Below are 26,023 nucleotides of genomic sequence, written 5' to 3'. Positions count from 1 at the left end.
ACTCACCCCGGCACACGAAACCCTGAAGAAGATAGGGTGGTTCCTGTGAACCACCCCACACCAGCCAGAGCACACCTGCGACGCACCGAAGGCGGTTTCGGCCGCATCCCGGTAACGGGGGTTTCCCCCGTGATAGCCGACGGCGCCTACCCGGTAAAGGCCGTGGCGCATGAACGAATCCTGATCAGCGCGAACGTGTTCCGCGAGGGCCACGACGCCGTGAACGCATCGGTGATCCTCACCGCCCCGCACGGAACCCAGCGCCGGATCGACATGACCCAGGTCGAACCCAAGGGGCTCGACATCTGGCAGGCCCATGTCCGCATGGCGACCGAAGGGGACTGGACCTTCCGCGTCGAGGGCTGGTCCGATCCCTGGGGCACCTGGCGCCACAACGCGCTTGCGAAGCTGCCGCTGGGCATGGACGTGGAATTGCTCTGCCTGGAGGGCCGGGAGCTCTTCCACGAGGCGGCCGAGACCGCCGAGCAGTCCCGTGTGATGGCGGCATCCCACCTGCTACGCGCCGCGGCCGAGGCGCTGAACCCAAACACCCCCGTCAGCGAGATCGAGGATCTGGTCAACTCGCGTCCCATCGAACGCGCCATGGCGCGGTTCGGCCCCCGGGAAGCGATCTCCGCCACCCAGGAATACCCGATCCGCGTAGAACGCCGCCGCGCCCTCTACTCGTCGTGGTACGAGTTCTTCCCGCGCTCCCAGGGGGCCATGCGCGACGAGGAGGGCAACTGGATCTCGGGTGGTTTCGACTCCTCGCACTCGCGTCTCGAGGCGATCGCGGCGATGGGTTTCCACGTGGCCTACCTGCCCCCGATCCATCCCATCGGTTCGGCCTTCCGGAAGGGGAAGAACAACAGTCTCGACCCGGCCCCCGACGACCCGGGGTCCCCGTGGGCCATCGGTTCTCTCGACGGCGGGCACGACGCCATCCACCCCGACCTGGGTGATCTCGAGTCCTTCGAGCGGTTCGTCGCGAAGGCGAAGTCCCTCGGACTGGAGCTGGCCCTCGACCTCGCCCTCCAGGCCTCCCCCGACCATCCGTGGGTGCAGGAACATCCCGAATGGTTCACCACCCGCCTGGACGGGACCATCGCCTACGCGGAGAACCCGCCCAAGAAGTACCAGGACATCTATCCCCTGAACTTCGACAACGATCCCGAGGGCATCTACCAGGAGGTGCTGAGGGTCGTGCAGCTGTGGATCGACCGCGGCGTGACGATCTTCCGGGTGGACAACCCCCACACCAAACCCGTGGAGTTCTGGGACTGGTTGCTGGAGCGGGTGCACGAGACCAACCCGGAGGTCATCTTCCTGGCCGAGGCCTTCACCAAACCGCAGATGATGGCGGCCCTCGGCAAGGTCGGTTTCCAGCAGTCGTACACGTATTTCACCTGGCGCGTCGCGAAGTGGGAGCTCACGGAATACCTGACGGAGCTGAGCCGGGACATGGCCCCCTACTACCGGCCCAATTTCTTCGTCAACACCCCGGATATTCTGCCCTTCCACCTGCAGTCCGGGAATCCCGCGATCTTCGCCATCCGCGCGATCCTGGCCGCCACACTATCGCCCTCGTGGGGCGTCTACTCGGGTTTCGAGCTGTTCGAGCACACCCCCCTGGCCCCGGGACGTGAGGAATACCTGAACTCGGAGAAGTACGAGTACCGCCCACGGGACTTCACCGAGGAACCGAACCTGAACCTGCTCCTGGGGACCCTGAACGGGATCCGCGAGAAGCACCAGGCCCTGCAGCAGCTGCGCGACATCCACTTCCACCACGCCCCGCACGACTCGGTGATGGCCTACTCGAAACACGACGGGGACGACGTCATGCTGGTGGTCTGCTCACTGGATCCGGACAACACCGTGGAGTCCGAGGTCTACCTGGACCTCCCGGCTCTGGGGCTTCCCCCGGGAGCTGCCGTCGAGGTCCACGACGAGCTGTCGGGCGACACCTACATCTGGGGTGAGAAGAACTGGGTTCGCCTTTACCCAGGCAAGCCCGCCCACATCTTCCACGTCACCTCACGCTGAACCATGAACCGCAACCACGACCCACTGCTCGGGGCGCTCTGGAAGCTAGCCGAAAATGCCCGGTGGTTCTCCGGGCGTTCCCGCGGCGGGGTTCCCCGCCAAGTAGAACTCACCGACTGGTTCCGGCCGCCGGGAGAAGCCAGCCCCGGGCTGCGAAGCGCCCTGCTGGAGGTGGCCTACCCGACGGGGGAAACAGAGAGATACCACGTGCCACTGGCCTTCCACGCCGCCGGGGACTGCCCCACGGAACCCTTGGCGCGCATCGAATTGGAAGGAACCGGTTTCGATGTCGCGGAGGTCGCGGACGAACCCGCCGCGATGACCGCGCTGCTCGACTGCCTATCCTCCGGCGCACCGGGTTTCGTGGCCACCCGGGAGGTTCCCTCCGGGCTCCCGGGCCGCCGCTACCGCGGGGAACAGTCGAACACGTCGATTTTCTTCGGGGACCTGATCGTCGGAAAGATCTTTCGTCGCATCGAGAACGGCCCGAACGTCGATGTCGAGATGCACCGGGCCCTGTCCGGTTCCGGTGCGGTGGCGGAGCTTTTCGGCTGGTGGGAGTGGCGTGGGGCGCACCTCGGGGTGTTCCTGGAGGCGCTGCCCGATCCGCGCGACGGATTCGTCGAGGCCTGCCGGGCCGCCGGGACCGGAACCGGTTTCACTGAGCAGGCCCGGGAACTGGGCCGCCAGCTGAACCGGGTGCACGACCTTTTGGCCAGTCGTTTCCCCACCGGCAGACTGCACGGACGGAAACTGGTGGCCCAGTTCCGGGCACGACTGGACGCCGCCGCATCTGAGGTTCCGCTGCTCGAGAGGTTCCGCGGCCCGGCGCTGCGGGCCTATTCCGCCATTGAGGAACTCGAGTTGCCGATCCAGCGCATCCACGGGGACTGCCATCTCGGTCAGGCGCTGTCGACCCGGAACGGCTGGCGCTACGTCGACTTCGAGGGCGAACCCATCAAATCGTTGCAGGAGAGACGCGAGCCCGATTCCCCGCTGCGGGACGTGGCCGGCATGTTGCGCTCCTTCGACTACGCCGCGGCCAGCGGGCACGCCTCCGAGGGCTGGCGGGACGACGCCCGGGCGGCCTTCCTGGATGGCTACGGTGGCTCCACCGGGACCTTGGCGGATGTCCTGCTCGCCTACGAGGTGGACAAGGCCGTCTACGAGGTGGTCTATGAAACCCGGAATCGCCCCACTCACCTCCGTATCCCGGTAGATTATCTGACAGGCATCGAGTCTTGAGGAGCTGACAATGGCGCATGATCCGTTTGGCGGGCTGACCGGCTGGGACCTGGAAGGATTCCACAACGGTGGCGACACCGAACTCTGGAAGCGTCTTGGTGCCTTCCAGTGCACGGTCGAGGACGACGAGAGGGGACCCATCGAAGGCGTCAGGTTCGCGGTCTGGGCCCCCAATGCTCGCGCGGTGCAGGTGATCGGTGATTTCAACTGGTGGACCGGCGACCCGATGCAGCTGATTCCCGGTTCCGGGGTGTGGGGCACCTTCATCGAGGGTCTCAAGGAGGAAACGCTCTACAAGTTCCGCATCCAGGGACCCGACGGTGTCTGGCGGGAGAAGGTCGATCCGCTGGCCCGGTTCTCCGAGCAGGCCCCGGCCAATGCCTCGATCGTCTACGAGTCGAAATACATCTGGTCCGATGACGAGTGGATCGCGAAACGGGAGAGGTCACAGCCCTACAAGGAACCGATGAGCATCTACGAGGTGCACCTCGGTGGTTGGCGACGCGGCAAGAGCTACCTGGACCTGGCTGAGGAACTCATCTCCTACGTGAAGTGGCAGGGTTACACGCACGTCGAGTTCATGCCCCTGGCGGAGCATCCCTTCGAGCCGAGCTGGGGCTATCAGGTGACCGGGTATTACTCTCCCACAAGCCGTTTCGGCAAACCCGACGATCTGCGTTTCCTGATCGACAAGCTCCACCAGGCCGGGATCGGCGTGATCCTCGACTGGGTTCCCGGCCACTTCCCGAAGGACGACTGGGCGCTGGGCCGTTTTGACGGCACCGCCCTGTACGAGCACGCCGACCCTCGCCAGGGCGAGCACATGGACTGGGGAACCTACATCTTCAACTACGGCCGCAACGAGGTGAAGAGCTTCCTGGTCTCCAACGCCCTGTACTGGCTGTCCGAATTCCACGTCGACGGCCTGCGCGTCGATGCGGTGGCCTCCATGCTCTACCTCGACTACTCACGCGCCGAGGGCCAGTGGGTGCCGAACAAGTACGGAGGCCGCGAGAATCTGGAGGCCATTGACTTCCTGCGCTACGTCAACCGGCACATGTACGAGCGCCACCCGGGAACGATGATGATCGCCGAGGAATCCACGAGTTTCCCCGGTGTCACCAAACCCGTCGACAAGAATGGGCTCGGTTTCGGTTTCAAGTGGAACATGGGGTGGATGAACGACACCCTGCGCTACCTGGCGCTGGACCCGGTCTACCGCCAGTACGAACACAACCTGTTGACGTTCGCGATGGTCTACCAGTATTCGGAGAACTTCATCCTGCCGATCAGCCACGACGAGGTCGTGCACGGCAAGGGATCGATGATCAACAAGGTGCCCCAGGACGACTGGCGCAAGTTCGCGACATTGCGCGCCTTCTACTCGTTCATGTGGAGTTTCCCCGGCAAGAAGCTGATCTTCATGGGATCCGAGTTCGCCCAGCGCCCCGAGTTCAACGAGGCCACCAGCCTGGAGTGGTGGGTGACGGAGCTCTGGGGACACGGCGGTCTGCAGCGGCTTTTCCGCGACCTCAACTCGATCTACCGTGACAATCCTCCGCTGTTCGAGCTGGACAACACCCCGGAGGGTTTCACCTGGATCAATGCCGATGACACAGGGCACAACACCCTGAGCTGGGTGCGCAATGACTCGCTGGGAAATCATGTGGCGTGTTTCACCAATTTCTCCCCCGAGCCGTTGCGTGACTACCCTGTCGGACTGCCCGCCGACGGTGAATGGGAGGAGATCCTGAACACCGACTCCGATACCTATGACGGCTCCGGACAATTCGGCAATCTGGGAGTGGTCACGGCGCACGACGAGCCATGGGGACATTTCCCGGCCAGCGCCGAGGTGACCATTCCCCCGCTGGGATCGATCTGGCTACGCCGCAAGGCCAGCAAAGCCAAGTGAGCGACTTCAAGGTCCGGGTGGACATCGTTGACGGTGTCGGCCAGCTCCGCTGGGAGGAGCAGGTGGTGGATGCCGCGACTCTCGAGCGAGCGGTTTCCCTCGCCGCCGACGATGCCATCCTGGCCCACGATCTCCGTCGACTGCAGTGCGACATCCCGGCCACGGATCGGGCAGCCATGGTCGCGTTGCATCGTTGTGGTTTCCGGCGGGAGGGCAGGCTGCGCTCAGCCCTGCTCACACCGTCAGGACACCTGGTGGACGTGCTGATCTACGCCCGGCTCGCCGTAGACCCTGTGTATGGTCCGCATGGCTTCTCCGGTGTGATGAACTCGGTTCTCCCGACGAAACGTGTCATCGCCCATGTCGTATTCCAGGACGAGAACGGCCGGGTGTTGCTGGCCGAGACCAACTACAAGGATGACTGGGAACTCCCCGGCGGGGTGGTCAACGCGAACGAGTCGCCCCGAGCGGGCGGGCACCGCGAGCTGCTGGAGGAGATCGGCCTCGACATCGCCCTGGGAGAACCCGCCATCACCGACTGGATGCCATCCCATCTCGGTTGGGATGATGCCGTCGAGTTCATCTACGACGGCGGGGTTCTTCCCGGTCCGGTCGCTCGCTCCGTCTCTCCCTGCGACCACGAGCTCAAAGCGATCCACTGGGTTTCCCCGGAGGATCTTCCGGCCAGGGTCAGCGAGCTGTCGGCCAGGCGGATCGGTCTGTTCCTCGACGGTTATCGGGGCGCCACGGAGAACGGGATGCGGATCCCCTGACCGGGTGGCTGGCACACCACCCCTTACTTTTTCGCAGAAAATAGGGTTGACTTGCCTTGCCCAATTCCGGCAACCGTGGAGGAGAACCGTGAGCATCCCGAAGACCCGTCTGCTACCCACCTTGGCCGCCCTCGTGTGCGTGAGCATCGGCCTCACCGCCTGTGGCGGCGCGAGCTCTCAGCAGAGCGATTCCGCCAGTGCCTCGCAGTCCGCCGGGGCGACCACCGTGACCATTGAGGACAACCGTGGTTCCGTGACCGTCCCGGTGCCCGCCAAGAGCGTCATCGTCACCGACAATCGCCTTTTCCAGCCCCTCCAGGAATGGGGCGTGAAGCTGGCGGCCGCCCCCCAGGACATCATGCCGAAGGATTCCCCGTACAAGACCGACAGTTCCATCGTGAACCTCGGGGACCACCGGGAACCCAACATGGAGGCCGCGGTCGGAGTCCAGCCCGACCTGATCATCAACGGGCAGCGTTTCGAGGACAAGTACGACCAGTTCAAACAGCTGGTCCCCGAGGCTGCCCTCGTGGACATCGACATCCGCAAGGACAAGCCCTTCGGCGACGAGCTGAAACGCCAGGTCACCGTGGCCGGGGAGATCTTCGGAAAGAAGGACGAGGCGGCCAAGCTGGTGAGCGATTTCGACGCCTCGATCGCCCGCGTGAAGGCGGCTTACAAGCCTGACTCCAAGGTGATGGCCGTCATCGTCTCGAAGGGCAAGGTCAACTACTCCGCCCCCGGTTCCGGCCGCACGCTCGGGCCCGTCTTCGAGATCCTCGGCCTCACACCGGCCCTGGAGAGCCAGGGCAGCAGCGACCACCAGGGCGACGAGATCTCCGTAGAGGCCATCGCCCAGTCCAACCCGGACTGGATCCTCGTGATGGACCGCGACGCCTCCGTCACCGCCGAAGGAGAGACCGCCACCCCGGCCTCCGACGTGATCGCGGGTTCCGCTCCCCTGCAGAACGTGACGGCCGTCACCAAGAAACAGGTCGTCTACATGCCCGCCGACACCTATCTCAACGAGGGCATCCAGACCTACACCAAGTTCTTCAACGACGTGGCCGACGCCATGGAGAAGTCTGCGTGACCAAACCGACAACCGCCGGGGACGAGACCGACAACCGAGTCCCCGGCGGCGCCGCGTCCCGGCAACGGCTGCTCACCGCTCCCCTGCTGCTGGGTGTCCTCGGACTCCTGGCGTTGACCGTCGTGTCCCTGCTGGTCGGGGTCTACGACGTGTTCGGTTCTCCGGACGGCGCCTACATCTTCGCCCTGACCCGCATTCCCCGCACCGTCTCCCTCTTGCTGGCGGGTTCCGCCATGGCCATATCGGGCCTGGTGATGCAGCAGATCTCCCAGAACCGTTTCGTCGAACCCACCACCACCGGGACCACGGAATGGGCGGGCCTGGGGCTGCTCTGCGTGCTGATCCTCTACCCGGAGGCACCGTTGATGGTGAAGATGGCGGTCGCCATCGTCGCCGCCTTCGGGGGCACCATGGTGTTCTTCCTGGTCCTGAGGCGCATCCAGTTGCGTTCCGCGATGATCGTGCCGATCGTCGGCATCATGCTGGGCGCGGTGGTTGGCGCCGTCTCCTCCTACCTGGCGCAGGCCACCAGCATGCTCCAAACTCTGGGAGTGTGGTTCCAGGGCTCGTTCTCCGCAGCGATCCAGGGACAGTACGAGCCGGTCTGGGCCGTGGTGATCGTGGTCATCGGGGTTTTCCTGGTGGCGGATCAGTTCACGATCGCGGGGCTCGGCAAGGACGTCGCGACGAATGTCGGACTCGATCACCGGAAGGTGGTGCTGCTCGGTACCGGGATGATCGCGGCGGTCACCGGCATCATCACGGTGGTGATCGGGAATCTTCCGTTCCTGGGGTTGATCGTCCCGAACATCGTCTCCCTGCTGCGGGGGGACAACCTGCGTTCCAACCTGCCGTGGGTCTGTCTGACCGGTGCCGCGATGGTGACGCTCTGCGACATCGTGGGGAGACTCGTGATCATGCCCTTCGAGGTCCCCGTCGGCACCATCCTGTCGGTGGTCGGGGCGTTCGTGTTCGCCATCCTCCTGTTGAGGAGGCGGAAAAATGCCTGAGACGATGACGCGCGCGGGGCACGGCGCCTTCGCCGATTCCCGGGCAGCGCGACGCTACTGGATGATTCTCGCGCTCCTGGTTCTCCTGGCCCCGGCCATCTGCTACGGCATCCTCGCCTGGGGCAATCCCGCATCCCCCGGGTCACCCGGTTTCTGGAGGATCGCCCAGTTGCGCGCCACCTCCGTGGCGGTGATCCTGGTGGTCGCCTGGTGCCAGGGACTGGCGACGGTCGCCTTCCAGACCATCACCAACAACCGGATCATCACGCCCTCGATCATGGGATTCGAGTCGCTGTACCGTCTGGTTCAGACCAGCATCGTGTTCTTCTTCGGCGTCACGGGACTGACCAGCATGAACAGCACGGGGCAGTATCTGATGCAGGTAGGGCTCATGGTCGCCCTGGCCGCTCTGCTCTACGGCAGACTGCTGCAGCGTGAAAACACCAACATCCATCAAACGCTGCTGTTGGGCATCGTCATCGGAACCGGGTTCGGAGGACTTTCCACCTACATGCAGAACCTCCTGAACCCGTCGGCTTTCGACATCCTGAGCGCCAGGCTCATCGGAAACATCTCGAACGCGGATGCATCCCAGCTGACAATCGCGCTTCCCCTGGCCCTGGCGGCCGGCGGATTGCTGCTGGCGTTGTCGCGCACCCTCGACGTCCTGGGTCTGGGACGTGATGCCGCAGTCGGTCTGGGTGTGGATCACCGCCGCAGTTCGTTGATGATCCTGATGCTGGCAGCGGTGCTGATGGCCGTCAGCACCTCGCTGGTCGGCCCCTTGTCGTTCCTCGGCTTCCTGGTGGCGATGACCGCGTATCAGCTGTCCGACACCCACGAGCACCGGTTCGTCCTGCCGATGGCCTGGCTGGTCGGTGTGGTGATCCTCGGCGGCGCCTATTTCACCCTGCGACACATCTTCTACGCCACCGGCTCCGTGGGCATCATCATCGAGGCGGTGGGCGGCACCTTCTTCCTCATCCATCTCCTGAGAAAGGGGCGACTGTGATCCTCGTGGACGCGGCCCTCAAGAAATACAGCTCCACGACGACCATTGGTCCTCTGGAACTCGAAATTCCCGAAGGCGGCATCACCGCCCTGGTGGGTCCCAACGGAGCCGGCAAATCCACGCTGCTGACCATGATCGGGCGCCTGCTGGGTATGGACGCCGGCACCATCGAGGTGGCGGGCATGAACGTGACAACGACGAAGTCCAGGGATCTGTCCAAGGTGTTGTCCGTGCTCCGCCAGGAGAACCACTTCGTGACCCGGCTGACGGTTCGCCAACTGGTGGGTTTCGGGCGTTTCCCCTACTCACGTGGACGCCTGACCGTCGAGGACATCGAGATCGTCGAACAAGCGATCTCCTTCCTGCGTCTGGAGGAGATCGCGGATCGTTTCATCGACGAACTCTCAGGGGGTCAGCGGCAACGCGCCTACGTGGCCATGGTGCTGGCCCAGGACACCAGGTACGTGCTGCTGGACGAGCCTCTGAACAATTTGGACATGGCTCATTCGGTGCAGATGATGCAACACATGCACCGGGCCGCAAAAGATCTGGGACGCACGATCGTGATCGTGTTGCACGACATCAATTTTGCGGCCACCTACGCCGATACGATCATTGCCATGAAGAACGGGCAGGTGGCGGCTTCCGGAAGCCCGAAAGAACTCTTTCGTGAGGAGATTTTGACGGATATTTTCGAGACACCAGTGAAAATCATCCCGGGGCCACGCGGCCCCGTCGCCGCATATTTCTGATCGTCAACCAGGCATGTGGGCAGCCTGGGGTCTGTTCGCCCGGAAGCCTGTGAGTTGCCATGGCTCGGGGGCGGTGTTGCCGGGCGACACCTGTGACCTCGGATGTCGAACGATGCTCCCGGCTATGACAGGGAATTTCCGCGGCCCGGAGGGCATTTCCCGCCCCTGACCCATGGCGCCAGGATCTCAGAACAGCACGGTCGTCAGACGGCGGCGGGCCTTCAGAACGTCCGGGGAGGTTCGTCCTGCAACCTCGAAGAGTTCCAGCAGCCGAACCCGGATGGTCTCCCGCTCGTCCGGTGCGACCTCTGCGGCCAGCCCCAGGAGACGATCAAAGGCGGAGCTGTACTCCCCCTGGATCACCTCCAGGTCAGCGGCATCCAGCTGAGCGGCGACATCATCCGGGCGCTCGACAGCGGCCTTCACGATGGCGGCGCCGTCGAAGGATGCGGAACGCTCCAGGAGCGCCGCCTGAGCGCGACCCGCGGTTGCCTCGGGATCCCCCGGGGTGGCTGCGAGAAGAGCATCGAATTCAACGACGGCCTGAGCGAAATCCCCGGCCGCCAGAGCAGCATCGGCCTTCTCGAAACGCGGATCCGTTGCCGGTACCGCTGCTTCCTCCGGAGCTGCCGCTCCCGTCGTCTGGGCGCGGCCCGTCATGCCATTGGCGACGGCCAGCTGGGCCACCTGATCGAGGACGGCCGAGATGTCCGCACGATCACGTGTTCCCTGGAAGAGCGGCATCACCTGTCCCCCGATGATCGCCACGACCATCGGCACCGCGGTCACCCCGAGCGCCTGGGTGAGACGCGGCTCGGTGTCCACATTGACGCGGGCCAGGAGGAAACGCCCCTCTGCTGCGTTGACGAGTGCCGCCAGGTCGCTGGAGACCTTCGCGCCGCCCGTGTCACGGGGTGAGTGGAACTCCACGATCACGGGGTACTGCATCGAACGGCCGACCAGCTCCTGGAAGCCCGTCTCGGTGATATCGGTCACATAGCCGCCTCCTCCGGCAGCACCAGTGGCGGGCTGGGCCGTGGTGAGGGAGGACAGGTCTACGGCACCGGGGCGCGTGAAATTCGGATTCGTCATGTCATCAATCTTTGCGGGCGGACTCAATTCCCACAACCGAAGGTGGAAAGATGGGTGCATGGCACATGAGCGAGCTGGCCTAGTGGCCTTGGAATCCGATCTCATCGACGTCGACGCCGTCCTCGCGGCCTACTACGACCTGACCCCCGACCCCAGCAATCCCGACCAGAAGGTGGTCTTCGGTACCTCCGGACATCGCGGCTCCAGCCTCGACACCGCCTTCAACGACCTCCACATCGCCGCCACGACGCAGGCCATCGTGGAGTACCGGGCGGCGCAGGGGGTTCACGGCCCCTTGTTCATCGGCAAGGACACCCATGCGCTGTCCCTGCCCGCGTGGCGCACCGCCGCCGAAGTACTGGTGGCGAACGATGTCCCCGTCTTCGCGGAGCAGGAGGACGAGTACACCCCGACCCCCGCCGTTTCCCGCGCCATCATCCGTTACAACCGCGAACACCCGGAGCAGGTCGCCGACGGCATCGTCGTGACCCCCTCCCACAATCCGCCGCGCGACGGCGGTTTCAAGTACAACCCGCCAACGGGCGGCCCCGCCGACACCGACGCCACGAAGTGGATCGCCAACCGCGCCAACGCCCTGATGGCCTCCCCCGCGGGAATCCGCCGCAGACCCTATGAGCAGGCCGCCGGCGAGGTGACCCGCTTCGATTACCGAACCCCCTACTGCACCGAACTCGCGACCGCCCTGGACCTCGACGCCATCGCTGCTGCGGGTGTCCGCATCGGGGCGGACCCGCTTGGCGGGGCCTCCGTCCAGTACTGGGAGTACCTGGCCGAGCACAGCCCCCTTGATCTGACCGTGGTGAACCCGACGGTGGATCCCACCTGGAGGTTCATGACCCTGGACACCGACGGCAAGATCCGCATGGACTGCTCGTCGCCCAATTCGATGGCCTCCCTGGTCGCCAACCGCGACCGCTACGACATCGCCACGGGCAACGACGCGGATTCGGACCGCCACGGAATCGTCACCCCGGACTTCGGGCTGATGAATCCCAACGCCTTCCTTGCGGTCGCGATCGACTACCTGTTCTCCCATCGCCCCGGCTGGGCAGCTACGACTGGGGTCGGCAAGACCCTGGTGTCCTCCTCCATCATCGACAAGGTGGCTGCACGGCTCGGACGCAAGCTGGTGGAGGTGCCCGTCGGTTTCAAGTGGTTCGTCCCCGGCCTGACCGACGGTTCGCTCGGTTTCGGCGGGGAGGAGTCCGCGGGGGCGAGTTTCCTCGATTTCGAGGGCCGCACCTGGACCACCGACAAGGACGGCATCCTCCTGGCCCTGCTCGCCAGCGAGATCCTGGCCGTGACGGGACGCTCACCCAGTCAGCACTACGCCGACATGGAATCGGCCTTCGGGACCTCCTACTACGCCCGCGTCGACGCGGAGGCCAGCCGCGAACAGAAGGCCCGGCTCGCGGCTCTCTCCCCCGACGACGTCAAGGCTGACGAGCTTGCGGGGCAGCCCATCTCCGCGGTCCTGACCCATGCCCCCGGCAATGGGGCACCCATCGGTGGCATCAAGGTGACCACCGAGTCGGGCTGGTTCGCCGCTCGCCCCTCCGGGACCGAGGACAAGTACAAGATCTACGCCGAGTCGCTTCGTGACGCGGATCACCTGGCGCAGATCCAAACAGAGGCCCGCGACGTGGTCGCCGCCGCCCTTCAGGGCTGAGCCTTCCTTCCACGAGGCCGGCGGGTCACACCCCGTCGGCCTCGTCCTCGTCCTTCATGACCATCTTCTTGCGGAGGCCGGAACGCTGGATCACCCGTTGAATGGTCAGATCCCGTTCAGCAGGACGGGCAACATAGCGGATGTCCCGCAGTCCCTGCGCCTGAGCGGCGGACTCGAACACCAGGTGTCCGTAATCGAAGATCTTCCCGAGCACCGGCTGTTCCAGGGAGATGTCCAGGATCCGGGTCATGGGCATCGTCGCCAAATGGGTGTTGAACACCCCGTGGATCCGAAACACCCGCATGTTGGTTATGACGAACCGGTCCATGTGGGCGACATGGGCCTTCCAGAACCCGAAACCCAACAGGCAGAACCCGACGAGCATCGGGACCCAGAAGAAACCGCGCGCCACGATCATGAGGACGAACGAGGGAATGCTCAGGGCCATCACGCCTATCCACGGCAGGGACACCACCCAGTGTTTACGAACCTCGTCGATCACCCGTTCGTCCTCCTCCACCAGCAGATGGCGCTGGATGTCGGGTTCGAGGAGGCGGGCGAGCAGACCCACGATCGGCTAACCCGCCAAGCGGGAGAAGAACCGGACGACCGATTCAAAGGCACCGAAGAACGCCCTGATGGCCTCCGCCGCCGCCTCCGGGCGGGTGAACAGGTAGTAGACCACGAAGGCGATGCCGAGCACGAGCAGGACCTTCTTGATCCAGCCAACCATGATGTCTCCAAGTCTCAAGGGGGAAGGGACTCACACAAGCGCCTACCAGTGTGCATCATCCGAGGTGCTGCTTGAACCAGACGCGCCGCTGTTGAACTCCACAGTCTCCCACTTCGACCGCCTCGAAGTGCTCACGCCGCGCCGTCGCATCGCCTGCATCGTCCTTACCTCCCACCCCAGCGCCGGGGTTCATCACCCGGGTGGAAGAATGGCGAGCATGGAGAACCAAGATCTTTTCATCTGCATCGATCACGTCGGTCTGGCCGTTCCCGACCTCGACGAGGCCATCAAGTTCCACAGCGAAGTTTTCGGGTGGCGTGAGCTTCACCGCGAGGTCAACGAGGAGCAGGGTGTTGCGGAAGCCATGATCGGCACCGGGACCCAGGGCGAGGAGAACGCCAAGATCCAGCTCCTGGCCCCCCTCAACGAGAAGTCAACCATCGCCAAGTGGCTGGATCGCAACGGCGGCCCCGGCATCCAGCAGCTCGCCTACCGCGTGCACGACCTGGATCACGTGAGTGCGGTCCTGCGCGAACGCGGCCTCAGGCTGCTTTTCCCGGAGGCCAAACGGGGAACTGCCGATTCCCGCATCAATTTCGTTCATCCGAAGGATGCCGGCGGCGTCCTGCTGGAGCTGGTGGAGCCCGCCAAGGATGCCTCCCACTGAGGTCGTTCACGGAAGCGCCGGTGAACGCCATCGCGTCCGCCGGCGCTTTCATCCCTACTCCGAGGTAGGCTCGGTACCGACCGTGCCAAGCCAGGAGACAACAATGACCGATGTTCGTACTGAGATCGAGGAGGAGACCGGCCTCAACCTCTTCGAGGACAAGGCCAGCGCCGTCGGGGGTTTCCCCCATGCCATGCTCGGCTATGACAAGCAGGCGGTGGATTCCTACATTCAGGATCTCGAGCAGCGACTGCTCGAGATGAAGGTGCAGCTGCGGGAGCAACGTCGGGAGACGAGCTTCGTGCGGGCGCAGGTCGGAACAACGGACTTCGCCAAGCTGGGCGCTCATGCTCGCGGCCTGCTGGAGGCCGCGGAGGCACAAGCAGCCGAGCTCGTCCGTCTGGCGGAGGCCGAGTCCGATCGACTCCGGCAGGAGGCACGACTGGCCGCAGCGGCTTCCCGGGAAGCCGCCCAGCAGGAAGCAGACGATGTGCGTTTGTCCGGACTCGCCAGCCTCCGCAAGCTCCGGCAGGAACAGGCTGAGGCGGGACAGGCCGTACTGGAGGCGGCCCGGCGTGACGCGAACCTGGTCCGCGCCGATGCGGAGGCCCAGTCGAAGTCATTGCTGGAGGAGACCTCGCAGCGCATCAACGCACAGCTGGAAGCCGCCCGAATCGATGCTGCCCGAATGCGTCAGGAGGCCGAGCGGGACGCCACCGCTGCGCGTCTGGCCACGGAGAAGTCCACGGCCGCGGCACTGTCGAAACAGGCCGAAGCGGTCAGGAAGACCGAGGAGAACGTCAGCGCCCAGCTCGCCGAGGCCAGGGCCCGCTCCGAGGCCGCTACCAAACAGATCGAGGAAGCCCGGGCAGAAGCCATCAAGGTCCGCGAATCAGCGGTGGAGGAGGCCGAACAGATCCGAACCACCGCCACCCGTGAGGCCGAGGCCACATTGTCGGCCATGCGGGAAGAGGTACGTCAGAAGCAGGAACAACTCGAGGAACAGGTCGCCTGGCGCAAGGAGCAGCTCGAACGAGAGGTGGCAGCACTGATGGCTCGCCGAACCTCCATCGTGGCATCCATGCAGAACCTGCGTGCCATGGCCGAGGAGGCCGTACCCGACATGGAACTCACCGAGATCATCAGTGGTGGCGAGGTGACGGCTCCACAGCCACGGGAACGCAAGCAGGCAAAGTGACGACCCTCGTTCCCGGGGCTGCGGACGAACCTCCGACCTCCGGTGGTATCGGGAGGAATCCCGAGGCCGCAGTGGGGGAGCCGCCATCCCCCACGCCCCGGCCCGAGCAACCGGCGACGGGGTCCGCCGTCCCGGCGGAAGGTGTCAGACGCAGGAGAAAGCCTGCCTCCGGTGGAGGAGCATCGCCGGGCAGGTTTCGACAGTTCTTCGGGGGTTTGTTCGGCAATGCGCGCAAGGGAGCCGAGCAACTCTTGGCCCCCACGCCCGAGGAGCCGGTCTCGCCCGTTCCCCCGGTGGTGGTTCAGAACGAGACGAAGCTGCTGAACCACTCCCCTTTCTCCATGGGTTTTTTCGGCGCCCTCGGGGTACTCGTCGCGATCGGTCTCATGGCCGCCGTCACGCAGGTGCAGAACATCCTGACCCTTGTGGTGCTCTCCTTGTTCCTGGCGCTGGGGCTCAATCCCGCGGTCGAGTTCTTCACGCGACGCCGGGTACCCCGCACACTGGCGGTGTTCTTCGTGACGGTCACCCTGCTGGGAATCATCGTTCTGGGAGTCACCGCGCTGGTTCCGTTGATGATGAACCAGGTGCAGTCCCTGACCTTCAGGGTGCCGTACTGGATGGCGATGCTGGCCACGAATGAACAGGTGGCCCGCTGGGATACCCAGTACAACCTGCTCGAGACGGCACAGCGCTATCTCGCCTCGGGTGGGCTGGTGCAGAACCTGTTCGGAGGCATCTGGGGAGCAGGCGTGCTGGTGGCCAACCTCATCTTCTCCGTGATCATGACACTGGTGCTCACCATCTACTTCCTGGCTTCACTGCCAGCGATCAAGGAGGCCATCTACAAACTCGCCCCGGCCAGTCGACGTGCCCGCTCCCGTTACCTGGCCGATGAAATCTTCCGCGGGGTGTCCGGGTACATCACCGGGATGTTCATGATCGTTGCAGTGGCCTCGGGATGCAGCTTCATATTCATGAACATCGTCGGGCTCGGCGCCTATTCCCTGGCGCTGTCCTTCATCGTCGCCCTGTTCTGCTTCATCCCCTTGGTCGGGTCCTCACTGGCCATGCTCGCGGTCGCCCTTGTCGGCTTCGCCACATCCCCGACCATCGGTGTGGCCACCATCATCTATTTCCTGATCTACCAGCAGTTCGATGCCTACATCCTCTACCCCACCGTCATGAAACGGGCGGTGAAGGTGCCCGGAGCGCTTGTCGTCCTGTCCGCGCTGATCGGCGGCATTCTGCTGGGAGTGATCGGCGCCCTGATAGCCATCCCCACGGCGGCCGCCCTGCTGCTGCTCTACCGCGAGGTGGTTCAACCACATCTGGACGCCAGTTAGGATCTATCCGTGCGTCTCGTCATTGCTCATTGTCAAGTCGACTATGCGGGTCGATTGACGGCTCATCTCCCCATGGCCAAACGGTTGATCATGCTGAAGGCTGACGGCTCCGTCTCCGTGCACGCGGATGACCGCGCATACAAACCCCTAAACTGGATGAGCGCCCCCTGTTCCCTCACTGTCGCAGAACCCGACGATGCGGCTCGGGAAGCAGGAGCAAACGCCCTGTGGCTGATTCGTTCCAAGTCCGGCGACACCTTGCGAATCGCCCTGGGGGAGGTCTTTCTCGACGTGGATCACAGTTTTGGTGTTGATCCGGGTCTTCGCAAGGACGGGGTTGAAGCACATCTCCAGGCCTTGCTCGCCGAGCACCCCGCGACCTTCGGGGAAGGCTGGCAGATGGTCAAACGCGAGTTCTACACTCCGATCGGCCCGGTCGATCTGTTGTTGCGCGACGCCGATGGAGTCCACGTCGCGGTGGAGGTGAAACGACGTGGCGAGATCGACGGTGTGGAACAGCTGACCCGTTATCTCGAGCTGATGAATCGCGACCCGCAGCTGGCCCCCGTCAAGGGAGTTTTCGCTGCCCAGCAGATCAAACCGCAGGCGGCCACTCTCGCCGCCGATCGGGGCATCACGTGTCAGCTGCTGGACTACGACATGCTGCGTGGGATGGACAATCCCGAGGAGCGGCTCTTCTGATGGCACGGCGCCCCTCGAAGCACCTGCGTCCTCCACGTCCTCTCGACACCTCCCGTCATGTGTCGAGAAAGATGACCTCGGCAGGACCCTTTCTCGTGAGAGAGGTTCCCACGGATCGCGCGGTGAAATCGTACACCTGTCCCGGGTGCAACAACGCGATCCCCGTCGGAATGGCTCACGTTGTCGCGTGGCCCGAGGAACCCGCTGTTGGTTTCGGCTCCGGAGTGGAGCAGCGCCGTCACTGGCACCCACACTGCTGGAGATTGAACCGATGATCCACAGCACAACCATCGGCTCAGGCCAGGCGCAGGTGGTTTTCCTGCACGGTTTGTTCGGACAGGGCAAGAACTTCACCCGTATCGCGACTGCCTTGGCCGAGGTCGCCACCTGTCACCTGCCCGATCTTCCCAACCATGGAGCGTCCTCCTGGACCATCGGTTTCAGCCTGGACGGTCAGGCCGAGCACATCGCACACTGGCTGCAGGAGAAGTTCGACGAACCCATCGCCTTGGTGGGGCATTCGTTGGGCGGAAAGCTCGCGATGAGGCTGGCCCTCGCACACCCCGATCTCGTCGAGCGTCTCCTGGTGGTGGACATCTCCCCGGTCGCGAGCGATGGCCCAACCGGGTTCGCTCCTCTGGTGGCTGCCATGCACAACCTCGATCTGGAACATCTGGCAAGTCGCACCGAGGCCAGTCGACGACTCTCAGAAGCAATCCCCGATCCACAGGTACGCGGTTTCCTCCTGCAAAACCTGCGACGGCTAGGCGGGGACTGGGCCTGGATGGCCAACTTGGATCTGCTCGGCGATTCCCTCCGCACGATCGGGGGCTGGCCGCGAACGGAGAAGATCTACGATGGCCCCGTCTGGTGGGTTGCAGGCGGAAAATCGCCCTATGTCCTACCTGAGCACGCCGAACCAATGCACAGGTTGTTTCCCCGAGTCGTCACCATCACACTCAAACATGCAGGCCACTGGGTTCACGCCGACGAGCCGGATGCCTTCGCCTCGATCTGCACGGAGTTCCTGGCATCTCCCGGCCTCGTCAGCTCAACGTCACCGAGCTGATGACGGCTTCTGCTATGGGACTCACGCCATCGGATTCGTCGACCCCTTGTGCCGCGATTCCCTGCACGACGGCCAGTCCCCCGTCGTCAACAGTGCCGAAAACTGCGTAATCGGGACTGAGCTGACTGTCCTCCCAGACAATGAAGAACTGCGACCCGGCCGTGTTCGGTTTCCCGGTGTTCGCCATTGCGACGGTTCCCTTGGGATAGGTCGCAACGCTTCCTTCCTTCTCCAAACCGGTGGTCCGGGGGCTCAGCTCGTCGGGGATCGTGTACCCGGGTCCACCCGTTCCGGTTCCGGTCGGGTCCCCGCACTGGAGCACGAAGATCCCATAATCGGTGAGCCGGTGGCACCTGGTCTCGTCGAACCAGCCCTGTTGCGCCAACGACATGAAGGAATTGATGGTGCACGGAGCGGCCGAACGGTCCATCGTGATCTCCACGTCGCCCGCCGTCAGGTGAAGGGTTGCCTTGGTTTCCCCAGCGTTCAGGACATCCTCGCCGCTGGGCGGATCCACCGGCTTGGCAGGTTCCCCGCCGGGAGGATAGGAACAGCTGATGGCTCTCCCGGTCTCATTCGTGGGATTCGACTGATTGGCATCACCGCACCCGGCGAGAAGGACAGCGGAAGCGATCAGGGGAGCAAAGGCCTTGAATGACACCCCAGCAATTGTAGATACAGTTGCTCCATGGTGAATCTGACACGCATATACACCCGCACCGGCGACGCCGGAAATACTCGCCTGTCGGACAATGCCGAGGTGCCGAAAACCGATCTTCGGGTCGAGGCCTATGGCGCGGTCGACGAGACCAACTCGAACCTGGCACTTGCGGTCGCCCACGGTGGACTACCGGAGCGCGTTGTGGAGATGCTCGCTCTGATCCGCAACGAACTCTTCGATGTCGGCGCGGATCTCAGTACCCCCCTGCATCCCAGTCCCCAGTATCCGCCGCTCCGTATCGAGCAGTCCTCCATCGACCGTCTGGAGGAGTGGTGCGACGAGCTCGGCACCGAGCTGCCGTCGCTGCGTTCCTTCATCCTGCCCGGGGGCAGTCCCGCCGCGGCCCAGTTGCACGTCGCGCGCACGGTGTGCCGACGTGCCGAACGGGTGGCCTGGCGGGCAGCACAGGCCCACGGAACCGCCCCGTCGGAGGAACGCGGCGGGGGTGGGGTGAACCTGCTGGCGATCACCTACCTGAACCGGCTGAGTGATCTGCTTTTCAACATGTGCCGGACCGCGGCGGGCCCGGAGGGGGATGTCCTGTGGGTTCCGGGAACGGATCGTCAGGCGCCCGACACGTCCCGCAGCCGCGCGAAGAAAAACGGCCCTTCACAAGGGTGAGTCAGCGCTGCCCGGAAGGTAGTGGCTCCCGGGCGGAGCCGACTCCAGCCAGGCCATCAGCCCCAGCACGTTTTCCAGGTCCATGGCGAGGTTGTGTTCATGCCCGGTGAAACGATCCCTGACCGTGACGATCCACGAGTTGTCGAACAGGACGACCTCCTCCAGCGCGGTTGCGACGCGGCGCCGCTGCCAGCTGGTTCCCGCACGGGAGAAGGACCGGCTCGGCCGCAACGCCAAAGAGAAAGCCCGATACCAGTCGAGCCGGTCCCCGCGGTAGCGGGCGAAGCCCAGCACCCAGCCGACCCCGGGCCCGCCGTCACGCATCCTGTGGGCACAATCAAAAAGGCCGCCCTGGCGGGTGAGCCAGCGGCGGCGTGCGTAGAGCAGAACAAAAGGGAGGATACAGACGCAGGTGACCGCCACGATTGTCACGATCACTGTCAGCCCCATGCACAAAACATAGCGTCGCCCTGCCGATGACGAACGGGGACACTCGCAAACAAACCACGATTTGTCCCGACTCACCATGGAATGACCGTCAGCGACTGGTCTGATACTTCTCCCCCGCCCGGATCTGAGCATTGAGAATGTGCAATCGATGCACCTGCTCGTCCGTTGCCTCACCCTGGCTCCGTAGATGACGCAGGTCGTGGGCCTCCCTGCGAGCTTCTTCCAGAAGGATCTCCTCGGCGAGTTTGACCTCATGACTGAGAACTCGAACGTGTCCTTGGGCAACGGCCAACAACCCACCGTCGATGGCGAGGATCTCCGTCGTACCATCCACGACGACGATCTCCACCATGCAGGGAACCAGAGCGGCCATGAGCGGCTCGTGCCCTGGCAGGATGCCGACATCGCCCTCATCGGTGCGCGCGATGACGTTGACGACATCACACTGCATGACCATCTTCTCCGCGGAGACGACCTCCAGCTTCAGCGGCTGATACTCCACGCTCACAGATCCTTCTGCATCGTTTCCCAGTTCGCGAGGACATCATCCATGCCACCGACGTTGAAGAAGGCCTGCTCGGCGATGTGATCGACGTCGCCACGACAGATCATCGAGAATCCCTCGATGGTGTCCGCCAGCGGCACCGTCGACCCGGGGATGTTCGTGAACTTCTCCGCCATGTAGGTGTTCTGGCTGAGGAACTGCTGAATCCGTCGCGCCCGATTGACCGTGATCTTGTCCTCCTCGGAAAGCTCATCAATGCCGAGGATGGCGATGATGTCCTGGAGTTCCTTGTTGCGCTGCAGGATCTGCTTGACGCGCACGGCCGTGTCGTAGTGCTCCTGGCCGATGTACTGCGGGTCGAGGATCCGCGATGAGGACGTCAGTGGGTCAACGGCCGGATACAGACCACGGGAGGCGATCTCACGGCTCAGCTCCGTCGTGGCGTCCAGGTGGGCGAAGGTCGTCGCCGGAGCAGGATCGGTGTAATCATCCGCAGGGACGTAGATTGCCTGCATCGACGTGATGGAATGCCCCTTGGTGGACGTGATCCGCTCCTGGAGCTGCCCCATTTCATCGGCCAGGTTCGGCTGGTAACCGACGGCCGAGGGCATGCGTCCCAGAAGCGTCGAAACCTCGGAACCTGCCTGGGTGAACCGGAAGATGTTGTCGATGAACAGCAACACGTCCTGGTTCTGGACGTCACGGAAGTACTCCGCCATGGTGAGGGCCGTCAGGGCGACACGGAGCCGGGTCCCCGGAGGTTCGTCCATCTGTCCGAACACCAGGGCCGTGTCCTTCAGGACGCCGGCCTCCTCCATCTCGTTGATGAGGTCATTGCCCTCGCGGGTACGTTCCCCCACGCCCGCGAACACGGAGGTGCCACCGAAATTGTGGGCGATGCGATAAATCATCTCCTGGATGAGCACGGTCTTGCCGACACCAGCGCCGCCGAACAGACCGATCTTGCCGCCCTTGACGTACGGGGTGAGCAGGTCGAGAACCTTGATGCCGGTCTCCAGCATCTCGGTGCGGGGCTCCAGGGCGTCGAACTCGGGGGCCGGGCGGTGGATCGGCCAGCGTTCCGTGACCTGGATCGACGCGGGATCGACATTCAGCACATCGCCCGTCACGTTCCAGACGTGCCCCTTGGTGATGTCCCCCACGGGAACCGAGATCGGGGCTCCCGTGTCGCGGACCTCCGCGCCGCGGCGCATGCCATCGGTGGGTTTCAGGGCGATGGCCCGGATCAGGTTGTCGCCGACGTGGAGAGCGGTCTCCATCGTCATGGTTCGTTTCTCACCCATGACCTCGGTCTCGACGAGCAGGGCATTGCCGATCTCGGGGATCTGGTCAGCTGCGAACTCGACATCCACGACCGGGCCGATGACTCGGGCGACGCGGCCGATGCCTGCCGCGGTGGTCGAATGTGCAGTGGCGGTCATGTCTTACCTCACTCGTTTCCGGCTGATTCGGCGAGCGCCGCGGCGCCACCGACGATTTCAGAGATTTCCTGGGTGATCTCGGCCTGACGGGCCTGGTTGGCCTCGCGGGTCAGGCGTTCGATCAGCTGCTGGGCGTTGTCCGTCGCCGATTTCATGGCGCGCTGCCTGCTGGCCAGTTCCGAGGCGCTCGACTGGAGCAGCATCGAGTGGATGCGGTTGGTCACGTACATCGGGAGCACCTGGTCCAGTACCGCCTCAGGGGTCGGCTCGAAGGCGTAGTGCGGCAGCACGGCATCGCCGCTGCTCGCCGGCTCGTCCGATTCCTCCACCGCGAGGGGAAGCAACCTCAGGGTGACCGCCTCCTGGGTGAGCATCGTGATGAAGCGGGTCGCGACGACGTGAAGCTGGTCGACGCCGCCATCCTCGTAGGGACGCAGGAACCTCTCGATCAGGACATCGGAGATTTCCTTGGCGTGCGAGTACTGCGGCGCGATGGAAAACCCGGTCCAGCTCTGCTCAACCGGGCGATGCCGAAAATCGTAGTAGGAGACACCCTTGTTCCCGGTCACATAGATCAAGCACTCCTGCCCCTCCCCCAGCAGCTTCGCCCGCATCTGTTCCGCGACCCGGATCACGTTCGCGGAATACGCTCCTGCCAAGCCCCGATCACCGGTGATGACGAGCACTGCCGACCGGCGGGGCGGCTCGACGTCGCGAAGCAGCGGATGCTCCAGGACGTGGGAGTAGGTGGCCAGGGCGGAGACCGCATGCACCAAGGCATCGGCATACGGCATGGCGGCGCACACCGCCTGCTGTGCCTTGACGATACGAGAAGCAGCGATCAGCTCCATGGCGCGGGTGATCTTCTTGGTGGTGGCGACGGAGTTGCGCCGCCGCCGGAGTTCCCGCAGGCTACTGGCCATCGGACATCAACCCCGCTTCTTGCGAACGATCGTCTCCTGGGAGATTGCCTCGTCCGGCATCGGCGTGTGCTCCTCCTCAACCAACAGAGCTCCCTCAGAGGTCCGGAACAGCTGCTTGAACTCTGTCAGGGCCTGCTCCGTGGCCTCCCTCAGGTCGTCGCCGAACAGTTTGGTCTGCGCAATGGTCTGGAGCACCTGGGTGTTGTGACGCAGGTGGTCGAGGAATTCCTGTTCGAAACGGAGCACATCGTTGACGGGGACGCCGTCGAAATGCCCTTGGACACCGGCCCACACCGAGATGACCTGTTCCTCCACCGGGTAGGGGGCGTACTGCCCCTGCCGCAGCAGTTCCACGAGCCGCGCACCGCGATCCAGCTGCTGGCGGGATGCCGCGTCCAGGTCGGATGCGAACATCGCGAAGGCCTGCATGTCACGGTACTGTGCCAAGTTGATCTTGAGGGATCCGGCAACGGATTTCATCGCCTTGACCTGTGCCGCGCCACCGACCCGGGAGACCGAGATGCCGACGTCGATCGCAGGACGCTGGTTGGCGTTGAACAGGTCCGACTGGAGGAAGATCTGGCCGTCGGTGATGGAGATCACGTTCGTGGGGATGTAGGCCGAGACGTCATTGGCCTTGGTCTCGATGATGGGCAGACCCGTCATCGAACCGCCGCCCAGCCGGTCCGACAGTTTGGCGCAACGCTCCAGCAGGCGCGAGTGCAGGTAGAACACGTCACCGGGGTAGGCCTCGCGTCCCGGGGGGCGGCGCAGCAGCAGGGACATCGCGCGGTAGGCCTCGGCCTGCTTGGTCAGGTCGTCGAAGATGATCAGCACGTGTTTGCCCTGGTACATCCAGTGCTGCCCGATGGCCGACCCCGCGTAGGGAGCGATGTACTTGTAGCCCGCGGGGTCGGAGGCCGGGGCGTGCACGATGGTGGTGTACTCCAAAGCCCCGGCTGCCTCGAGGGTGCTACGCACCTCCGCGACGGTGGATCCCTTCTGGCCGATTGCCACGTAGATGCAGCGGACCTGCTGTTTCGGGTCGCCGGTTTCCCAGTTGGATTTCTGGTTGATGATCGTGTCGATCGCGATCGCGGTCTTGCCGGTCTTGCGGTCACCGATGATCAGCTGGCGCTGTCCCCGGCCGATCGGGGTCATCGCGTCGATGGCCTTGATGCCGGTCTGAAGGGGTTCGCGAACCTCCTGGCGGTCCATGACACCCGCGGCCTGGAGTTCAAGAGCCCGTCTTCCATCGATGCCCTTGATCTCACCGAGCCCGTCGATGGGATCACCCATCGCGTCGACGACACGCCCGAGGTAGCCGTCACCGACGGGAACGGAGAGCACCTCGCCCGTGCCGTGAACGGTGGATCCCTCGTCGATGCCCTCGGAGTCACCGAGCACGACCACGCCGATCTCCCTCTCGTCGAGGTTGAGGGCGATGCCCATGGTGCCGTTCTCGAAACGCAGCAGCTCGTTCGCCATCGCCGAGGGCAGACCCTCGACGCGCGCGATGCCGTCACCGGAGGTCACGACAACGCCGACCTCCGTCATGCTGGCAGCGGCGGGTTGGTAGGACGAGACGAACTCGTCCAGCGCGCTGCGGATCTCTTCGGGACTGATGGTGAGTTCAGCCATTGCGTCCTACTTTCGCTTATCGCTTGATGTCAGTTCAGGAGCCGGCGGGCCTCGTCGAGCCGCCCGGCCACGGTTGATTCGAATACGTGCGTCCCGAGATCGACGCTCATGCCGCCGATCACACTCTCATCCACCGTGATCCGCAGGAGAACAGGGCCGCCGACCCGGGCCTCCAAGGCCCTGCGAAGCCGTTCGGTGCGTCCCTCGTCGAGGGGACGGGCCACGGTGACCCGCGCCACCCGCTCCCCCGCCAGGTCCGCGGCGAGACCCAGATAACCGGTGAGGGTGAGCGGGACCGTGCGGGCACGGGCCGCTGCCGCGCGCGACGCGAGCCGCTCCGTGACGGGAGCCACCCGGCCCGCCAGCAGGCGCGCGATCAGGGCGCGACGATCCGCGAGGGCCCTCCCTCGGTTGCGCAACGCATCGGATAGTTCCGGAGAACCGTCGATGACCAGGGCGAACCGATGCAGCTCCTCCTGAACGCGCTTCAGTTCCCCACGTTCGTTGGCGACACGGAGCAGGCCACGCACGCCCTGCCTCTCGATGACCTCGATCATGGTCCGTCCGCTGGGCCAGGGGCGGGACGCCACCTCGGTGACCACGGAGAGAGCGGCTGCCCCCAGCCTGCCCTCGAGGAGCCTGCGGGCCAGCGCCTGCCGGTCCCCCGCGCTCGCTGAGGGATCGGACAGCGAACGTCTCAGCGGGGGGTTTCCCTCGAGCAGGTCGACAACCGCGAACAGCTCATCGGCAGCGGTTGCGTCCACCCGTATGGCGTCCGCCACCGGGTCGAAGGCGCTGAGGGCGACGTCGCGGGATTTCATCGGGAGGTGCCTGCCGTTTCCAGTTCTTGCAGGAAGCGGTCGATGGTCCGGTTGGCGCGCTCGTCGTCGGTGAGCGCCTCACCGACGATCCGTCCGGCGAGGGTGGTGGCCAGGCCACCGATGTCCCCACGGAGCTCGGCCAGCAGCTGCGCGCGCTCGGCCTCCAACTGGGCCCTGCCCGCGGCGAGAATGCGATCTGCCTCCTTGCCAGCCCGTTTCCGGGCCTCCGCCAGCAACTGGGCCCCGGTGTTCTTGGCCTCCTCGCGGATCTTCGCCGCCTCTTCGCGTGCGGAGTTGAGTTGCTCGTTGTACTCCGCCAGCGCGGCCTCCGCCTTCGACTCGGCCTGCTCGGCCCGCCGGATTCCGCCCTCAATGCGTTGGTAGCGCTCTTCGTACAGTTTCTCGAAGGCCGGGACGACGGCCTTCCACATGACGAGGAACACCAGCAGCATCAGGATGATGCCGACCACGACCTCGGACAGGTGATGGGGCAGGAGCGGTCCGAGATCGATTCCGGACTCGAGCAGCACCCCATTCACGGGGATCACGTCAATCC

General features: G+C 64.5%; 26 protein-coding genes. 15 read left to right on the top strand and 11 right to left on the bottom strand.

Annotation, left to right across the window (positions count from 1 at the left end):
• The first annotated feature begins 45 nt into the window (after nucleotides 1–45).
• The 8 genes from E0E39_RS06280 (at nucleotide 46) to E0E39_RS06245 (ending at nucleotide 9,846) form a co-directional block, all read left to right on the top strand.
• Nucleotides 46–2,046, top strand: a complete 2,001-nt coding sequence (locus E0E39_RS06280) for a maltotransferase domain-containing protein (protein WP_061786940.1) — start codon at nucleotides 46–48, stop codon at nucleotides 2,044–2,046.
• A 3-nt stretch (nucleotides 2,047–2,049) separates the two neighbouring features.
• Nucleotides 2,050–3,291 carry a phosphotransferase gene (locus tag E0E39_RS06275; protein WP_130873965.1) on the top strand — a complete coding sequence of 414 codons (1,242 nt, stop codon included), beginning with the start codon at nucleotides 2,050–2,052 and terminating at the stop codon, nucleotides 3,289–3,291.
• A gap of 10 nt (nucleotides 3,292–3,301) precedes the next feature.
• On the top strand, nucleotides 3,302–5,206 hold the full coding sequence (glgB, locus tag E0E39_RS06270) for a 1,4-alpha-glucan branching protein GlgB (protein ID WP_130873964.1): 1,905 nt from the start codon (nucleotides 3,302–3,304) through the stop codon (nucleotides 5,204–5,206).
• Nucleotides 5,203–5,979, top strand: coding sequence for an NUDIX hydrolase (locus E0E39_RS06265; protein WP_245988221.1), 777 nt, complete (start codon nucleotides 5,203–5,205; stop codon nucleotides 5,977–5,979). Before glgB ends, E0E39_RS06265 begins: the two co-directional genes overlap by 4 nt.
• Nucleotides 5,980–6,067: 88 nt before the next feature.
• Nucleotides 6,068–7,072 (top strand): siderophore ABC transporter substrate-binding protein, encoded by a 1,005-nt coding sequence (locus tag E0E39_RS06260; protein ID WP_130873962.1) that lies wholly within the window; start codon nucleotides 6,068–6,070, stop codon nucleotides 7,070–7,072.
• Nucleotides 7,069–8,082: an ABC transporter permease gene (locus tag E0E39_RS06255; RefSeq protein ID WP_207302437.1), complete on the top strand. Its 1,014-nt coding sequence runs from the start codon at nucleotides 7,069–7,071 to the stop codon at nucleotides 8,080–8,082. Before E0E39_RS06260 ends, E0E39_RS06255 begins: the two co-directional genes overlap by 4 nt.
• On the top strand, nucleotides 8,075–9,094 hold the full coding sequence (locus E0E39_RS06250; protein ID WP_130873961.1) for an iron chelate uptake ABC transporter family permease subunit: 1,020 nt from the start codon (nucleotides 8,075–8,077) through the stop codon (nucleotides 9,092–9,094). Before E0E39_RS06255 ends, E0E39_RS06250 begins: the two co-directional genes overlap by 8 nt.
• The gene (locus tag E0E39_RS06245; RefSeq protein ID WP_130873960.1) at nucleotides 9,091–9,846 is read left to right on the top strand and encodes an iron ABC transporter ATP-binding protein; all 756 of its coding nucleotides are present in this window, start codon (nucleotides 9,091–9,093) and stop codon (nucleotides 9,844–9,846) included. Before E0E39_RS06250 ends, E0E39_RS06245 begins: the two co-directional genes overlap by 4 nt.
• Before the next feature lie 186 nt (nucleotides 9,847–10,032).
• On the opposite strand, the gene E0E39_RS06240 is transcribed toward E0E39_RS06245, so the two are convergent.
• Nucleotides 10,033–10,938: a tetratricopeptide repeat protein gene (locus E0E39_RS06240; RefSeq protein WP_165444663.1), complete on the bottom strand. Its 906-nt coding sequence runs from the start codon at nucleotides 10,936–10,938 to the stop codon at nucleotides 10,033–10,035.
• A gap of 58 nt (nucleotides 10,939–10,996) precedes the next feature.
• Here E0E39_RS06240 and pgm point away from each other — a divergent pair, with 58 nt between their 5' ends.
• Nucleotides 10,997–12,628 (top strand): phosphoglucomutase (alpha-D-glucose-1,6-bisphosphate-dependent), encoded by a 1,632-nt coding sequence (pgm, locus tag E0E39_RS06235; RefSeq protein WP_130873958.1) that lies wholly within the window; start codon nucleotides 10,997–10,999, stop codon nucleotides 12,626–12,628.
• A 25-nt stretch (nucleotides 12,629–12,653) separates the two neighbouring features.
• On the opposite strand, the gene E0E39_RS06230 is transcribed toward pgm, so the two are convergent.
• Both E0E39_RS06230 and E0E39_RS15720 read right to left on the bottom strand, forming a co-directional pair.
• A complete protein-coding gene (locus E0E39_RS06230; RefSeq protein WP_245988220.1) occupies nucleotides 12,654–13,199 on the bottom strand; it encodes a PH domain-containing protein in 546 nt (181 codons plus the stop codon).
• Nucleotides 13,200–13,205: 6 nt separating this feature from the next.
• The gene (locus E0E39_RS15720) at nucleotides 13,206–13,361 is read right to left on the bottom strand and encodes a hypothetical protein (RefSeq protein ID WP_165444662.1); all 156 of its coding nucleotides are present in this window, start codon (nucleotides 13,359–13,361) and stop codon (nucleotides 13,206–13,208) included.
• Between the two features lie 208 nt (nucleotides 13,362–13,569).
• On the opposite strand from E0E39_RS15720, the gene mce reads away from it, so the two are divergent.
• The 5 genes from mce (at nucleotide 13,570) to E0E39_RS06200 (ending at nucleotide 18,343) form a co-directional block, all read left to right on the top strand.
• Nucleotides 13,570–14,028, top strand: coding sequence for a methylmalonyl-CoA epimerase (gene mce / locus E0E39_RS06225; protein WP_130875643.1), 459 nt, complete (start codon nucleotides 13,570–13,572; stop codon nucleotides 14,026–14,028).
• Nucleotides 14,029–14,131: 103 nt separating this feature from the next.
• The gene (locus E0E39_RS06220; protein WP_130873956.1) at nucleotides 14,132–15,226 is read left to right on the top strand and encodes a coiled-coil domain-containing protein; all 1,095 of its coding nucleotides are present in this window, start codon (nucleotides 14,132–14,134) and stop codon (nucleotides 15,224–15,226) included.
• Complete coding sequence (locus E0E39_RS06215; RefSeq protein WP_245988219.1) at nucleotides 15,223–16,572, top strand: AI-2E family transporter; 1,350 nt, start codon at nucleotides 15,223–15,225, stop codon at nucleotides 16,570–16,572. Before E0E39_RS06220 ends, E0E39_RS06215 begins: the two co-directional genes overlap by 4 nt.
• A gap of 9 nt (nucleotides 16,573–16,581) precedes the next feature.
• Nucleotides 16,582–17,274 (top strand): endonuclease NucS, encoded by a 693-nt coding sequence (gene nucS / locus E0E39_RS06210; protein WP_130873955.1) that lies wholly within the window; start codon nucleotides 16,582–16,584, stop codon nucleotides 17,272–17,274.
• Between the two features lie 271 nt (nucleotides 17,275–17,545).
• Entirely contained in the window at nucleotides 17,546–18,343 is a 798-nt protein-coding gene (locus E0E39_RS06200) for an alpha/beta fold hydrolase (protein ID WP_130873953.1), read from the top strand.
• On the opposite strand, the gene E0E39_RS06195 is transcribed toward E0E39_RS06200, so the two are convergent.
• Nucleotides 18,321–19,004, bottom strand: coding sequence for a peptidylprolyl isomerase (locus E0E39_RS06195; RefSeq protein WP_281275575.1), 684 nt, complete (start codon nucleotides 19,002–19,004; stop codon nucleotides 18,321–18,323). The genes E0E39_RS06200 and E0E39_RS06195 overlap by 23 nt on opposite strands.
• A gap of 27 nt (nucleotides 19,005–19,031) precedes the next feature.
• On the opposite strand from E0E39_RS06195, the gene E0E39_RS06190 reads away from it, so the two are divergent.
• Nucleotides 19,032–19,685 carry a cob(I)yrinic acid a,c-diamide adenosyltransferase gene (locus E0E39_RS06190; protein WP_130873952.1) on the top strand — a complete coding sequence of 218 codons (654 nt, stop codon included), beginning with the start codon at nucleotides 19,032–19,034 and terminating at the stop codon, nucleotides 19,683–19,685.
• Here the strand turns inward: E0E39_RS06190 and E0E39_RS15715 are convergent.
• From E0E39_RS15715 to E0E39_RS06155, 7 genes are all read right to left on the bottom strand, one after another.
• Nucleotides 19,674–20,135, bottom strand: coding sequence for a DUF2550 domain-containing protein (locus E0E39_RS15715; RefSeq protein ID WP_165444661.1), 462 nt, complete (start codon nucleotides 20,133–20,135; stop codon nucleotides 19,674–19,676). The two genes, E0E39_RS06190 and E0E39_RS15715, sit on opposite strands and share 12 nt — an antisense overlap.
• A gap of 88 nt (nucleotides 20,136–20,223) precedes the next feature.
• Complete coding sequence (gene atpC / locus E0E39_RS06180; protein ID WP_207302436.1) at nucleotides 20,224–20,637, bottom strand: ATP synthase F1 subunit epsilon; 414 nt, start codon at nucleotides 20,635–20,637, stop codon at nucleotides 20,224–20,226.
• Nucleotides 20,638–20,639: 2 nt separating this feature from the next.
• Complete coding sequence (atpD, locus tag E0E39_RS06175; RefSeq protein WP_130873949.1) at nucleotides 20,640–22,082, bottom strand: F0F1 ATP synthase subunit beta; 1,443 nt, start codon at nucleotides 22,080–22,082, stop codon at nucleotides 20,640–20,642.
• A gap of 8 nt (nucleotides 22,083–22,090) precedes the next feature.
• Nucleotides 22,091–23,005, bottom strand: coding sequence for a F0F1 ATP synthase subunit gamma (locus E0E39_RS06170; RefSeq protein ID WP_130873948.1), 915 nt, complete (start codon nucleotides 23,003–23,005; stop codon nucleotides 22,091–22,093).
• Nucleotides 23,006–23,011: 6 nt separating this feature from the next.
• The gene (atpA, locus tag E0E39_RS06165; protein ID WP_130873947.1) at nucleotides 23,012–24,646 is read right to left on the bottom strand and encodes a F0F1 ATP synthase subunit alpha; all 1,635 of its coding nucleotides are present in this window, start codon (nucleotides 24,644–24,646) and stop codon (nucleotides 23,012–23,014) included.
• 29 nt (nucleotides 24,647–24,675) lie between these two features.
• Nucleotides 24,676–25,467, bottom strand: a complete 792-nt coding sequence (locus E0E39_RS06160) for a F0F1 ATP synthase subunit delta (RefSeq protein ID WP_130873946.1) — start codon at nucleotides 25,465–25,467, stop codon at nucleotides 24,676–24,678.
• Nucleotides 25,464–26,015, bottom strand: a complete 552-nt coding sequence (locus E0E39_RS06155) for a F0F1 ATP synthase subunit B (RefSeq protein WP_425470613.1) — start codon at nucleotides 26,013–26,015, stop codon at nucleotides 25,464–25,466. The genes E0E39_RS06160 and E0E39_RS06155 overlap by 4 nt, the downstream gene beginning before the upstream one ends.
• Between the last annotated feature and the right edge of the window lie 8 nt (nucleotides 26,016–26,023).

The organism is [Pseudopropionibacterium] massiliense (assembly GCF_900607225.1).
GTDB classification, from domain to species: Bacteria; Actinomycetota; Actinomycetes; order Propionibacteriales; family Propionibacteriaceae; genus Arachnia; species Arachnia massiliensis.
This window is presented reverse-complemented; position numbering and strand designations above follow the sequence as displayed.